This is a genomic window from Citrobacter sp. Marseille-Q5395 (assembly GCF_947057495.1).
In the GTDB taxonomy this organism is placed as follows: Bacteria; Pseudomonadota; Gammaproteobacteria; order Enterobacterales; family Enterobacteriaceae; genus Citrobacter; species Citrobacter murliniae.
Window position 1 is genome coordinate 1 of record NZ_CAMSEL010000007.1, and the last position, 14,324, is coordinate 14,324.

12 protein-coding genes are annotated in these 14,324 nt (G+C 39.4%); all 12 read right to left on the reverse strand.

Going from position 1 to position 14,324, the window contains the following annotated elements; all coding sequences use genetic code 11:
- Positions 1–163, reverse strand: a 163-nt coding sequence (locus OH663_RS09715; protein WP_023892047.1) for a helix-turn-helix domain-containing protein, incomplete at its 3' end; no start/stop codon positions are given.
- 102 nt (positions 164–265) lie between these two features.
- Complete coding sequence (gene ugd, locus OH663_RS09720) at positions 266–1,432, reverse strand: UDP-glucose 6-dehydrogenase (protein WP_045444610.1); 1,167 nt, start codon at positions 1,430–1,432, stop codon at positions 266–268.
- A gap of 208 nt (positions 1,433–1,640) precedes the next feature.
- Positions 1,641–3,047, reverse strand: a complete 1,407-nt coding sequence (gndA, locus tag OH663_RS09725; RefSeq protein WP_045444613.1) for an NADP-dependent phosphogluconate dehydrogenase — start codon at positions 3,045–3,047, stop codon at positions 1,641–1,643.
- A gap of 148 nt (positions 3,048–3,195) precedes the next feature.
- On the reverse strand, positions 3,196–4,626 hold the full coding sequence (locus OH663_RS09730; RefSeq protein ID WP_200012631.1) for an undecaprenyl-phosphate galactose phosphotransferase: 1,431 nt from the start codon (positions 4,624–4,626) through the stop codon (positions 3,196–3,198).
- Positions 4,627–4,720: 94 nt separating this feature from the next.
- Entirely contained in the window at positions 4,721–6,145 is a 1,425-nt protein-coding gene (locus OH663_RS09735; RefSeq protein ID WP_200012633.1) for a phosphomannomutase, read from the reverse strand.
- Positions 6,129–7,571 carry a mannose-1-phosphate guanylyltransferase/mannose-6-phosphate isomerase gene (locus OH663_RS09740; RefSeq protein WP_200012635.1) on the reverse strand — a complete coding sequence of 481 codons (1,443 nt, stop codon included), beginning with the start codon at positions 7,569–7,571 and terminating at the stop codon, positions 6,129–6,131. The genes OH663_RS09735 and OH663_RS09740 overlap by 17 nt, the downstream gene beginning before the upstream one ends.
- The gene (gene rfbN, locus OH663_RS09745; RefSeq protein ID WP_200012637.1) at positions 7,572–8,516 is read right to left on the reverse strand and encodes an O antigen biosynthesis rhamnosyltransferase RfbN; all 945 of its coding nucleotides are present in this window, start codon (positions 8,514–8,516) and stop codon (positions 7,572–7,574) included.
- The gene (locus OH663_RS09750; RefSeq protein WP_200012638.1) at positions 8,517–9,578 is read right to left on the reverse strand and encodes a glycosyltransferase family 4 protein; all 1,062 of its coding nucleotides are present in this window, start codon (positions 9,576–9,578) and stop codon (positions 8,517–8,519) included.
- 506 nt (positions 9,579–10,084) lie between these two features.
- Positions 10,085–11,089 (reverse strand): glycosyltransferase family 2 protein, encoded by a 1,005-nt coding sequence (locus OH663_RS09755; protein ID WP_200012641.1) that lies wholly within the window; start codon positions 11,087–11,089, stop codon positions 10,085–10,087.
- 1 nt (position 11,090) lies between these two features.
- Complete coding sequence (locus OH663_RS09760) at positions 11,091–12,389, reverse strand: MATE family efflux transporter (RefSeq protein WP_200012643.1); 1,299 nt, start codon at positions 12,387–12,389, stop codon at positions 11,091–11,093.
- A 71-nt stretch (positions 12,390–12,460) separates the two neighbouring features.
- A complete protein-coding gene (rfbE, locus tag OH663_RS09765; RefSeq protein WP_200012653.1) occupies positions 12,461–13,477 on the reverse strand; it encodes a CDP-paratose 2-epimerase in 1,017 nt (338 codons plus the stop codon).
- Positions 13,477–14,313 carry an NAD-dependent epimerase/dehydratase gene (locus tag OH663_RS09770; RefSeq protein WP_200012655.1) on the reverse strand — a complete coding sequence of 279 codons (837 nt, stop codon included), beginning with the start codon at positions 14,311–14,313 and terminating at the stop codon, positions 13,477–13,479. The genes rfbE and OH663_RS09770 overlap by 1 nt, the downstream gene beginning before the upstream one ends.
- Positions 14,314–14,324: the final 11 nt, after the last annotated feature.

The following is a 14,324-nucleotide window of genomic DNA, read 5'->3' on the forward strand; positions in this document are numbered from 1 at the left end:
GGCCATACTTACGCAACCAGACAAGAACGGTGGAGCGCCCCTGAATACCATACCGCTGCTGGGCCTGTTTATAGGTCATCTCGCCTTTTTCAACCTGCTCAACAACAGCTATTTTAAAGGATAGAGGGTAATCGCGTTGGGTGCGTTTGAACTCAGTCATCATCACGTTCTCCGTATTTAAGTCAGGAACGTGCCAACGCTATTCAGGATGGGTCATTAATGTAATAAAAGGCCTTTCAAAAGGCCTTTTATACAGAAACGATATTTAATCATTGCCAAACAGATCTCGCGTGTACACCTTTTCGGCGACATCATCCAGTTCCGGCGTCATACGGTTAGAAATAATAATATCTGCTTCATTCTTAAAGGCGTCTAAGTCACGTATCACTCGAGAACGGAAGAACTCATCCTCTTTCATGACGGGTTCATAAATAATAACGGGCACACCCTTAGCTTTAATCCGTTTCATTATTCCCTGAATGGAAGATGCACGGAAGTTATCAGAACCACTCTTCATAATCAGGCGATACACCCCCACCACCTTCGGCTTACGGGCGAGGATAGAGTCAGCAATAAAATCTTTACGCGTACGGTTAGCATCAACAATCGCGCCAATAATATTATTCGGTACTGAAGCATAGTTAGCCAACAACTGCTTAGTATCTTTCGGCAGGCAGTAGCCACCGTAACCGAATGATGGGTTGTTGTAATGGTTGCCGATACGCGGATCCAGGCATACTCCTTCAATAATCTGACGCGAATTCAGCCCCAGACTCTCTGCATAGCTGTCCAGCTCGTTAAAATAGGCTACGCGCAGCGCAAGATAAGTGTTGGCGAAAAGCTTAATAGCTTCGGCTTCGGTAGAGTCGGTAAACAGGGTCGGAATATCTTTCTTCACGGCCCCTTCCTGTAGCAGTGCAGCAAAACGCTCGGCGCGCTCGGAACGCTCACCAATTACGATACGAGACGGATGCAGGTTGTCGTATAGCGCACGGCCTTCACGCAAAAACTCCGGCGAAAAAAAGATATTGTCGATACCCAACTGCTCCTTAATGGAATTCGTAAAGCCCACCGGAATGGTGGATTTTATGACCATCACTGCATTTGGATTAATTTCAACAACATCGCGGATTACTGATTCCACACTGGAGGTGTTGAAGTAGTTGGTTTTCGGGTCGTAATCAGTCGGGGTGGCGATAATAACGTAGTCAGCATCGCGGTAAGCATCATTCTTATCGGTTGTCGCACGGAAATTCAGCGGTTTCGTGGCCAGATACTCTTCGATCTCTTTATCAACAATCGGCGATTTTTTCTGATTCAGCATGTCGACTTTAGACTGAACGATATCCAGGGCAACCACTTCATGGTGCTGGGCGATCAGAATGCCGTTCGACAGGCCTACGTAACCTGTTCCTGAGATAGTTATCTTCATTCGCTCTGCAACTTCTTCCGGTTAAACATTTAAGGGTGAACGTGTCACCATCGTTAGACCCAACTTTGTCGTATCGGATCAGCATGCAATCATTATATCGTGATTTATAACTGTAAGGCCTATCAGACCAAGCCGAATGCCGTTTTTTGCCCATAAAAAAGCCCGGAGGAGCGCTCCGGGCCTGCATTTACGGTTGGGTTAAATCAGATTAATCCAGCCATTCGGTGTGGAACACACCTTCTTTATCAGTGCGTTTATAGGTGTGTGCACCGAAGTAGTCACGCTGAGCCTGAATCAGGTTCGCCGGCAATACCGCAGAACGGTAGCTGTCATAGTATGCTACGGCGGCAGAGAACGTCGGTACCGGGATACCATTCTGCACAGCATAAGCCACTACATCACGCAGCGCCTGCTGATATTCGTCAGCGATGTTTTTGAAGTAAGGAGCCAACAGCAGATTTGCGATGCCTTTGTTTTCAGCATAAGCATCAGTGATCTTCTGCAGGAACTGAGCGCGAATGATACAGCCTGCGCGGAAGATCTTCGCGATTTCACCGTAATTCAGATCCCAGTTGTACTCGTCAGACGCAGCGCGCAGTTGAGAGAAACCCTGCGCATAGGAGACGATTTTGCCCAGGTACAGAGCGCGACGTACTTTCTCAACGAACTCTGCTTTATCACCAGCCAGTTTAGCCTGCGGACCAGACAGCACTTTAGATGCAGCAACACGCTGGTCTTTAAGGGAGGAGATGTAACGAGCGAATACAGACTCAGTGATCAGAGACAGGGGTTCCCCAAGATCCAGAGAACTTTGGCTGGTCCATTTACCGGTACCTTTGTTCGCCGCTTCATCCAAGATCACATCAACCAAATATTTACCGTCTTCATCCTTTTTAGTGAAGATATCTTTGGTGATGTCAATCAGGTAGCTGCTTAATTCACCTTCGTTCCACTCGGTGAAGGTGGTCGCCAGCTCTTCGTTAGACAGGTTCAAACCACCTTTCAGCAGAGAGTAGGCTTCAGCAATCAACTGCATGTCACCGTATTCAATACCGTTGTGGACCATCTTCACATAGTGGCCCGCACCATCGGCGCCAATATAGGTTACACATGGCTCACCATCTTCGGCAACAGCTGCGATTTTGGTCAGAATTGGCGCGACCAGTTCGTAAGCCTCTTTCTGGCCACCAGGCATGATAGAAGGCCCTTTCAGTGCGCCCTCTTCACCACCGGACACGCCGGTACCGATGAAGTTAAAGCCTTCGGCCGACAGTTCACGATTGCGACGAATGGTGTCCTGGAAGAAGGTGTTACCGCCATCAATAATGATATCGCCTTTGTCCAGATACGGCTTCAGGGAATCAATGGCAGCGTCTGTACCTGCTCCCGCTTTCACCATTAACAGGATACGACGAGGCGTTTCGAGGGATTCAACAAACTCTTTTACCGTGTAGTAAGGCACCAGTTTCTTGCCAGGGTTCTCGGCAATCACTTCTTCGGTCTTTTCACGGGAGCGGTTGAAAACGGAGACGGTATAACCACGGCTTTCGATGTTGAGCGCCAGGTTGCGCCCCATCACTGCCATACCGACGACGCCGATCTGTTGCTTGGACATTACATACTCCTGTCAGGTGTGGTTACCCACCGGGACAAACTCCGGGGGCTTAAGTGAATAGCATGTTAACTCAGAGGCAAGGCAGGAAGGTAGTAATTGATGTACCAGAGCTTCCTTTTGGGTAGTAATCAGCCATGTCTAACGAGACTCAATACGCGCCGTCTCGATGTAAAACAACCTTCACTGTCTTAAACAAAATGGCAATATCATTCCAGAGTGTCCAGTTCTTGACATACCAGGAGTCAAAATACACACGCGTTTCATAGTCCACATCATTGCGACCACTAACTTGCCACAGACCTGTCATTCCTGGTTTTGCCATCAAATAATAGTCAACATCATCACAATACCGTTCAAGTTCATCCGAAATGATTGGGCGTGGCCCAACCAAACTCATCTCACCTTTTAATACATTGAACAGTTGGGGTAATTCATCAAGACTGGTTTTTCGAATAAAACGCCCAACAGCAGTAATGCGAGGGTCATTTTTAAGTTTAAAATCTTTTTCCCACTCAGCTCTCGCATCGGGATCTTTATCCAGAAGATCTTTCAATACTTCTTGCGAATTCATCACCATTGAACGAAATTTATAACACGGAAATAATTTACCGTTCCGCCCTACGCGTTGATGGCCGTAAATCGCTGGACCTCCATCTCGGGTAACTTTATACCAAAGATAAATCATAAGGGGTGATGCCACTAATAGAATTAATATTGAACAAACGATGTCAAATGTTCGTTTAAGGAAACGGGAGGTACGCTTTGCAAGATTGTTCTGTATCCTTAACAGCATAACTTCATGGCTAAAAATAAAGGACATATCTGTATTATACAATGGCAATCCGCGAAAAGAAGGAACCACAGTTACTGATCGGCAATGATGCTTTGATAACTCACGAAGCCAAAATTGTGTTTTATCTAACTCAGTATATTCATAGGCAAGAATATAATGAATATCACCTGTACGATTCAAACTCCAGATTTCTTTATCTTCTTTTATTATTGGTAACCCATTAATCTCAGAATGAATTGCATCAGTATCAAAGAAAGCAACAACATCAAATCCCATCATCTCTTCACTCTGAAGAGCACTGTATGCTCCGAGTGCATTTTGGCCACTTCCGAGAATGATGGTTTTCTTCTTCCAGATTCCAAGTTTGTTAAGCAAATGCTTTGTAAGTACACGGAATAAGGGTACCAATATCAATGCAAACGACCAGCAAAACCCCCAAACATAGCGAGAAAACTGCCATTTCGTAAATGCAATTAGCGCCAAATCAAAAACAGCAAAAATCACAATGGTACGAAAAATCTCTTTTAATTCATACCAGAATGGCTTGCGATAGGTATAATGACGCAAACGAACCCAAAACCACCCCACACACACTATAGAGAGAATGAAATGGGAAATGACACGTGTATCTAGTTGTTCCTGTGGAACAAATCGCTGTACCCCATCAAAAATCAGGTACACGCATCCCAAAGATAACCACAAAGCCACATTAAAACAAACCAGATCTGATATAGCTAATAAGATCTTACATAAGTGTGGATTATACTTATTATCAATATTATCCATTAACCTTCACCCTCTAAATGGGTATTAACACGTCAAAAAAATTTATTCCGTTTAGTATTTTCAATACATAAATGAAAAGAAAACAGTTTTCTTGTTAAGCATTGCTGATGTATGCGAGAACTCTTTCCACAATATGTTGAGCAGACTCCAGAGAATTAGCCTCAGCATAACAACGCAACTCCGGCGCATTCCCTGACGGTCGTAAATGTACTATACAGCTACTTCCAAGCGTAATCCTAACCCCATCGGTTGTATCTACAGATACAGCGATTTCATCTTGTAAACCAATAACATTCAACAACGATTGCGGATTTTCCATGCCTGTTTTGATCAGCTTACGGCTCTGTTCAAGGCTGACATTCTGTAATCGATCAGAATGGGTATATCGACAAGGTAACTGTTCAACAAGACTGCTAACATTTTTATCTCTGCTGCTGTAAAGAAGCATGATAGCGGGTAATACCGCATCACGAGTTGGTAGAGCAGGTAATAACTTACCGTTGATGACGACATCGCTTCCTAGCAGGAACCCACCGTTAGCCTCAAAGCCCGCAATACGCTCATAACTTTTTGATAATTCAGGAAAGGCAGCGATCACATAAGGTGAGCCAATCTTTGTAAGTTCCACATGCTTGAAAAAATGACAGGAAGATATGATGCTATTACAACTCACAGGGATAGCGACTGCATCAGCATTTAACGCCAATGAGCACAGCAAACCTAATACATCCCCTCGTAACCAGTTCCCTTTCTCATCCGAAATTAAAGGTCTGTCGCCATCACCATCAGTAGAAAAGATAGCATCTAGTTTGAAATGTTCAGCCCAACGAATCGCTTGTTCCCTATCCTCTTCACTTACCGCTTCGGTATCAATAGGTATAAAATTATCGCTTCTGCCTAAGCTGATGACTTCAGCACCTAAGGCCTCGAATAAGGGTTTATAGAGCTCACGCCCTGCACTTGAGTGTTCATAAATACCAATACGCTTATTCTTAAGGAAAGGTATCGGGAACAGGGAGAGATAACGTGAGATGTAATTTTCAGCAGCAATCGTTGAGACTGCCAACGCCTTAAGAACGAGCTGTTTGCATGTAGCTTCAGCATTCAGAATCGCTAACTCATCATCCTTCGTTATTTCACCATCGGGGCGGTAAAATTTTAGACCATTCCGATCAAACGGTATGTGACTACCCGTTACCATGATCGCGGGAATTTTTTCGGCCATCGCCTGAAGAGCTAAAGCCGGAGTTGGAATAACGCCATAAAAAATAATGCTAATTCCGTAATCTTCCAACGCTGCAGCACAAGCCTGAGCCATTGCGTAGCTGCTTGGTCGATTATCAATCGCCAATGCAACCTTTTCAAACGAAAAATGTTGCTGCATAACGGTCACAAACGAAGCGGTAAATGCTGCACAGACCTCAGGTGTAAAATCGATAACAAGCCCCCGCGCGCCACTGGTTCCAAAAGCGATACCTGAAGCTTTAATTACATCGTGGCTATTATAAACTCGGTTCATCTGTCCCTTCCTCCGAAAATCCTGAACGTTGCTCAAGGCGGATAATGTCATCCTCACCAAGATAAGAGCCAGACTGGATTTCAATTAATTCTAATGGAACTAGCCCAGGGTTTTCTAACGCATGAATAGTTTTAAGTGGAATAAACGTTGACTCATTTTCTGAGACCAAAAAGGTCTGATCTCCCTTTGTAACACGGGCAGTACCTGATACCACAATCCAGTGTTCTGCACGATAATGGTGCATTTGCGCAACAAATTTTTCTCCGGGTTTAACAATAATGCGTTTAACCAAATAATTATCACCACTATCGATTACATTATATTTCCCCCACGGACGGAAAACTTCCTGATGTTGCTTATACTCATCTCTATTTTTTTGCTTTAAATGGTCTACAATTTTTTTAACATCCTGTACATCATCTTTATTCGCAACAAGTACAGCATCTGCTGTTTGAACAATAACGAGATTATTTACTCCTACAGTACTCACAAATGCACTTTCCGAATAAATATAGTTATCTGCACTATTATGGGTAAACACGTCACCATGTAAGACGTTTCTTTGCTGATCTTTTGCAGAAATATCCCACAGTGAAGACCATGATCCCACATCTGACCAGCCTGCATCCATCGGCACAACCACCGCATGCTGCGTATGTTCCATCACCGCATAATCGATTGAATCACTCGGGCATAGGGCAAATGCCTCTTTATCAATACGGATAAAATCAAGATCGGGATTTACGCGTCCTACGGCTTTTTCACAAGCGAGATAAATATCAGGTGACCAATGCTTTAGCTCATTTAAATAACTGCTCGCGCGAAACAAGAACATGCCGCTGTTCCAGTAATATTTCCCCGTATCAAGGTAATGGCAGGCCGTATCAAAGTCAGGTTTCTCAACAAACTTTGCAACTGCATATGCATCATCCCCGATATTCTCACCACGACGTATATATCCATATCCCGTCTCTGCATGAGTCGGGACAATACCAAAAGTTACAAGCTTACCCTGGTGAGCTAAGGGTTCAGCCTGCTTAATGGCTCGAATAAAAGCAGTATCATCTCGAATAATATGGTCAGCGGCAAGAATCAATAACAGTGGATCATTGTCCTGCTGATTTTGTCGCGCACCGAATGCAGCAAGTGCAATCGCAGGCGCCGTATTACGGCCCACGGGTTCAAGAATAATATTATTAGCAAGTTTGTCGACAGCACGAAGCTGCTCCGCAACAAGAAAGCGATGACGGTCATTACAAATAACAACCGGCGCCTCTATTGAGAGAGGTGACAATCTCGCTATCGTATTTTGCAGCATTGATAACTTACCTTCAACGCTAAGGAACTGCTTGGGATGATACTCACGAGAAAGTGGCCACAGACGACTACCTGTACCACCTGCCATTATTACGGGAAGAACAGACATTTATCTTATCTCTTTCGATTTTAATCCCTGGAAATTATTCCAGAAACTCTTATACATACTTAAAGTTCGGCACAATGGCAATGGTAGGGATTGCCAACGCTTTCCTAACTTATAGCCCAGTAGCTTCGCAAAGATTGTCAATAATGCTCTAGGTATCCATAAAGGTGATTCTTTAAGAAGAAAACGCATCTCTGATTTAACAAACCGCAATCCTTCTCCACCAGCACCGCCAAAGTCACGCTGGATCCATGGAGTACAAGCATGGAAAACACCCGTATCAAAATATCGCTGAAATTCTTCCCGCGGGGTATAATTATGGGAGTGTTTTACTACCGCCTCAGCGCAATAGGCAACTTTATAACCTGCCAGAATCATCTTAGCCGCCATAAACATATCCTCGGCAAGAATTGTATGTTCAGGGAACCCTCCCAACTCTTCAAAAATAGAGCGGCGATAAGCAGCGAAAGAATTAGACATAAATACAGTTTTGATACCCAAGCTTTCTATATCAGCTTTGCTTTTAACAATAGACTTTGAGCTATAATTAAAATTTCTAGCATGAACTGCAAGGGGGTTAGCATCTTTATGAGGAAGTTGTCTACCGCAAACTGCTGCTATCAATGGATCTGAAAAATAAGAAACTAAATTTTTAAGTGCATCCGTATCTGCGAGAATTGCATCTTGTGTTAGAAATATTATAACATCAGAGCCGAGTGCTTTTGTAACCGCTAGATTCCTTGTACCTCCATGATTAAAGTCCTTAGAGTGAATATGCAAAACTGATATATTATCCAAGTCTGAGGCTAACTGAACCGTACCGTCTTTAGAACCCGAATCTATAACAATCACTTTATCCGGATACATAGTTTGTTGCTTTATAGCATTTAGAACATTAGGCCAGAGCGAACCAGCATTATATGTAGGAATAATTAACGTTATTTTCATTTATTTTGATTCCGCCAGCCAATTCCCAACCATTTGTTTCATATTATCAAAGTCATATCGAGCGACATAATTATCAAATCGATAAATTGTATCAGGCAATTTCTCTATGCTCTTTATTGCACTCTGCCAGCTTTTTGCATCATCAGGATTCACATATAATGCACTATCGGTTAACACTTCTCGAAATACCGGAATATCGGATACTATAACTGGAGTATTTGATGCCATTGCTTCAATTGGAGGTATACCAAAACCTTCATCAAGAGATGGATAAACAAGCGCGTAAGCTTCAGAATATAAAATTTTCAACTCATTAAATGAGATCTCATGTACAAACTTCACTTTGTCTGTGAGTTCCAGTTCAGAGACCATTTTCTGTAGTGATATAGCATAGTCAGTACGACCACATACAATAATTAAATCATAAAGACCAGCCCAGACATTTTTATTTTTTATAAATGAATGAATATTTTTATGTGGCCAACTTGCACCAACAGCCAAAAAATAATTCTTTTTCTCTTTTTTTTGTATAAAATCAGATTCATTAACACTATTATAAATTACTGATATTTTTTCACTATCCACGTTATATATTTTAGCAATGCTATCCTTAACGGTATAAGAAACCGTTAAAACGTGTTTACACCGCTTAACGGACATTTTCAGCATAAACCGGAAATATAACTTTTGGATAAAACTATCTGGATAATAAAAAGGTCTTAAATCATGTACTGTGATCGTTTGATTTCTAAGTAAGGGAATAGTGTGATGTGTAGTACACACCAATTCCTTATTACCATATTTAATAAAAACTCTCAGAGCAAGCCAGTAGCTATATGCATACCATAACAGTGGCCTAATTCGTGATGTTTTAGATGTATTGCTAACAATATTCGGAACTGTAATTACTGCAAAACCGAGATTTTCAAAATATTCAGAATGCACCTTGCTACAGATAATTGCTTCAATATTCTTTATTTCACGCAGTGCCGCTAAAAATTTAATCGAATATTGCCACATTCCCGTACCACTTTTACCTAAACGTGATAGGTTGACTATCATTGAATAGCTCTCCGTTTTTCCATTCGTGCTTGTGTAGCGATTACCATAAGAATAATTAATAGAAAAAATATTTCTTAATAAAATTTTAACTAAAACAAATCGAAATTCATGATTAGAACTAAATAAGGAACCGCACTTTAAATAAATTAATGACTTAGTAAAAAGATAAAAATATCAAGAGTGCTAATTTAATATTCTTTACGACCAATAAAAACATGAAAATAATAGCCCCTCGATCGGATAGCCTCATAAATATATCCTAGATACCATTATTTATAGATCCCAAATCAAACGCATAAGCGGAATAAAATCATTCAGGGTAGAGTAAAAAAATTAGAAATCACTAATGTCAGCAAGTATTAATATTAATAAACACATTACTTGCGTGTAATTTAAATGCCATCTGTCACTGCATATTTCTGCTCAGCATTCTAAAACCCAAAAGTGCAGAGTTACTTAGATAAAAACCATAGCATTATATAGAAAAACATCAACTTTATTTAACATCACACTACGAGTATTTTTTTGACAATATTTTTTACTGCTTTTATTTTTCTTGCATGATTGGCTAATTTTCCAAACTGGAATAAGAAATGAGTAAACCATGGGTGATAACCAAGTTCTTCATAATAAGATGCTAATTCTGCCCTATCAACTGAATTACCATAACATGCCATAGCTAAGGATGTATAAACCCAAGGGCGCTCCTTCAAAAGAACGTGTCCAAATGCGGTAGATAAATTTTCATTATCACTATAAAAATCTTTTTTTAATTTTAAGTAACCAACGAAATCAATTTTTATACGACGAGCCTTGCCATTACTTTCAAATGTATCATTATCACCTCTACAATCAACCAATGGTTGTGATATGTATTGTAAAGTTGAATTCAGATCACTTATTATTCTTAATAAAATATATACATGAGAATATGCAGTCCCAATATACGAATCATCAAACTTAATACTAGACCATCTATCTTTCCTGACTATAATTGAACTTAAATAGCTAAACAAACCACCAACAGAGTTACATTTACTGAAGTATTTAATTAAATCAGAATCATCTCTGAAAGAGAATAACCTGCTATCTTCTGATAACCATTTTCGATGCGGATTGGTTATCTTTGTCATCGATAAATCCAACTCCCTCCTATCACATAAATAAATATCAGATTCATCAGCAAGTTTCTTCTCCATTAATGCCAAGGCATTATATGAAAGAATATCATCACTCCCCAAAATCCAACAGTAATCCCCTCCTCCCATATTAACTGCAGCTAGATAGTTTCTATCAGGACCAATATTTTCACTATGCCTGTGGTAAACAATTGGGAAGTTATATTTCCTTCTCCAGATTTCTATACATTCTTTGGTATCATCAGTTGAAGCATTATCTGAAATACATACTTCTATATTCAACGAATGGTCGGACTGTTTGTTGATGCTACTAAGCAGCTCATCAATAAATTTTGATCTATTATATGTTGGAATACAAAAAGATACTTTCATGTTACGCTAACCCTTTAATTTTATATATATAATACACAGGCAACCCCCAAAAAACTGTTAATGCAAATGAAATAATCAGTCCCCATAAAATGCCGACAATCCCATAACTTCCAGCCAGAATCCATTGAGCCGCTCCACCGATCAAAGCCTGGCAAGGAACTATGAACCAAAGAATTCTTAATTGGTTCATACTTTGAAGTAACATAGCAAATGTATCACACCAGACGCGAAGACTAAAATATACTGCAAGTAAGACAAACGCCATACCACTAATACGGTAATCAATATTTTTAGCTATGATGCTATAAATATAACTTTTAAAAATAAAAATGAATAAAGTGCTACAACTAATAAAAAGAACCCCACCAAAAACATTAATGAACACTAATTTATTTAGCTTCTCCCATTGCATTTTAACTCGTAGTTCGGCACATAATGGCCATAAAGCCTGTAATACAGCCGTATAAATAAAAAATACCAAACCAAAAATCTTCATCGTTACTGTATATTTAACAATATCTGTAGCAGATAATTTTTGTGAGATAACAATATAATCAGCCTGTAGTACCAATATTGATAAAAACGAAAACATTAGGAAGCCAGTAGAACGTGATAATAAAGACTTATAATTATCAAGATTTACGTCAATCTTTATAATTTTTATATATCGATATAGTGTGTATAGAATTGGTAGCAAGGCTACAGGTGCATATAATGCTATTAAAGAAGTTGTAATGTTTGCATTCAAATTCAAATAGCGTATGAGAAAAACACCGAGCAACCCCAACATATAGGATGCCGCATTAATTGCATTTGCTTTCCATCCCAATTGTTCAGCAAATAATATCTTATATACTACATTCCCAATCCCGACAGTTATAAATATTACACTTGCTATAAAAAAAGGGGTAGCCAAACCATTTTTCATCTCATAGCTAAATGAAGATAGATATAGAGATGACACTTTGCCTGACAATAAAAACAATGTGCCAGAAAATATAATTAAGGATGCGAATAAGATGTGTATTGCAGCTTTAATATATGAATCATACGATTCATTCTTTACTCTCAACTCAGATATATAATTCTGTAAGCTACTGCCAACACCGATATCTGCAATGCTAAACCAAATTAATAAACCAGTTAAAAGTGTAAATATTGCGTATGATTCTTCTCCTAATATTTCCAGTAAAAATTTTATACTTACTAACTGAACACTTGCGATTATTATTTTTGATAACCAAGAAGACGCAGCAATAATAAGGTGTTTTGGAACATTAGCCAACCTCAATACTCTCATAATGATTTCAACTTATATATCCCATGAAGATTAATGTATATTAAATCATGCCCGCCTTCACGGGCAATATATCAGATAGTACTTGTCCAATCATACATCTTGTGGACACCATCTGTTGCAGAGACATTTGGAGCCCAACCAATTGCATTGCTAATTTTTGTAATATCGGCAACAAAAACTCGCTGATCACTCTCTCTCACAGGTAAATTTGTATATTTCATTTCTATTTCGCTATACTCCTCAAGTAATTTGAAGAGTTCAAGTAAAGACAGACTGTTAGAAATAGTCCCTCCCACATTAAAGGCATTACCTCTAATTTTTGACACATTAGCTAGAGCCGTAAAATACAATGAAATCATATCTTCAGCATGTAATACATCTCTGACTTGTTTGCCGTTCCCAGAAATAGTAAAGGGTTTAGTAATACCTTTTTTTATTTCAACTGCTTTTTGGCAAAACCAACCAACCCAACCCTGATCATAGCTAGCAAATTGTCTACCACCATACATGGATGAATGTCTGAACACTACCGTGTTTAAGCCAAAAATCCTCGCATAATCAAGCATATATTGGTCTGCAGCACCTTTAGAACATCCATAAGGCGAATGAAAATCTAGCTGGGTTGTCTCATCAAACCCATTGGGTCTATCAGTACAGGTATACCTAGTTTCAGTTTCCCTGTATTCATACTGCTCCAGATCTCCATATACTTTATTCGTAGATGAATAAATTATGTTACATCTTGGCTGATACTGCCTTACTGCCTCTAATAAGTTTAATGTACCACCTGTATTAATTTCAAAATCCATGCAAGGGTTATCAATGGATGTGGTCATTGCCACCTGTCCTGCCAGATGGAAACAGCTATCTGGCATATACTTAGTAATTAATCTTGTAACATCATTTTTATTTCGAATATCACCATGTACAAAATCAAATTTGCCTAATGAAGAAAGCCACTGTAAATTATTTATCGCACCTTTGCGTGATAAATTATCAAATACAATGACCTCAAATCCTTGGTTAATGGCATAAGAGGCCAAATTACTCCCAAGAAAACCACAGCCCCCAGTAATTAAAAGTTTCATTATTTTTCCTTCTCAACTATTTCAGATATTGCGTTAACTAGAGAATACTCTCTTTGCCAGCCTATTTTCTTAAGCTCTGTTACATTAGCACAGCTATACATTAACTCATTCTCTCTTTGTTCCACTGCACCGAACTCAATTTCAGAACAACTTTTAGTAATTCTTTGGACGGTATCAACATATTCGCGAATAGATACAGCCTCGCCGCTTCCTACTTCTATTGTGTGAAACTTCGGAAACTCATGGATATGATTTAAAATGCAGTCAAATGCGGATAGCAGATCTTTAATGTATATAAAATCTCTCTTTTGTGACCCTGAAGTTAATTTTATAGCTTTGTTATTTAAGCAACTTCTTATAACCATACTTGTAAATTTACCATCTCCATCAAAAGCACCAAAAAAATGCTCTAACTTCAATTCTAAAAACTTATTATCTGTCTTATTTATAATTACCCGTGCAATTTCAGGCAATTTTTGTTTCGTGTACGCATATAGATTTACATCTTGTGGTAATGATGTACCACAATTTATAAAAACAGAATTAAATGATGTAATGGACTCTATTACTTTGATAGGCAAGAGAATATTGCTTTCCAAAAGCACCGATGCTGATTCGTTATTTCTTCCATAGCAAGCAGCAGTATTAACAACAATGTCGGGCTTAAATTTTATAATCTTTTCAACCCACTCACTATCTGTAGTATAAATAATATTTTTTCTGTAATCCCCACTTTTTTTCTTCCTTGCCAAACCAACTACCGAATGTTGGCTTTCAAAGTAAGACATAAGTTGTGAACCAAGATATCCAAATGCTCCCATGACGAGAATTTTCATATAGTTAAAGG

Coding starts and splice junctions, on each gene's coding strand:
- rfbE (WP_200012653.1), bottom strand. CDS start 13,477: ATGAAACTTTTAATTACTGGGGGCTGTGGTTTTCTTGGGAGTAATTTG.
- ugd (WP_045444610.1), bottom strand. CDS start 1,432: ATGAAGATAACTATCTCAGGAACAGGTTACGTAGGCCTGTCGAACGGC.
- OH663_RS09760 (WP_200012643.1), bottom strand. CDS start 12,389: ATGAGAGTATTGAGGTTGGCTAATGTTCCAAAACACCTTATTATTGCT.
- OH663_RS09740 (WP_200012635.1), bottom strand. CDS start 7,571: ATGTCTGTTCTTCCCGTAATAATGGCAGGTGGTACAGGTAGTCGTCTG.
- OH663_RS09750 (WP_200012638.1), bottom strand. CDS start 9,578: ATGATAGTCAACCTATCACGTTTAGGTAAAAGTGGTACGGGAATGTGG.
- rfbN (WP_200012637.1), bottom strand. CDS start 8,516: ATGAAAATAACGTTAATTATTCCTACATATAATGCTGGTTCGCTCTGG.
- gndA (WP_045444613.1), bottom strand. CDS start 3,047: ATGTCCAAGCAACAGATCGGCGTCGTCGGTATGGCAGTGATGGGGCGC.
- OH663_RS09735 (WP_200012633.1), bottom strand. CDS start 6,145: ATGAACCGAGTTTATAATAGCCACGATGTAATTAAAGCTTCAGGTATC.
- OH663_RS09755 (WP_200012641.1), bottom strand. CDS start 11,089: ATGAAAGTATCTTTTTGTATTCCAACATATAATAGATCAAAATTTATT.
- OH663_RS09730 (WP_200012631.1), bottom strand. CDS start 4,626: ATGGATAATATTGATAATAAGTATAATCCACACTTATGTAAGATCTTA.
- OH663_RS09770 (WP_200012655.1), bottom strand. CDS start 14,313: ATGAAAATTCTCGTCATGGGAGCATTTGGATATCTTGGTTCACAACTT.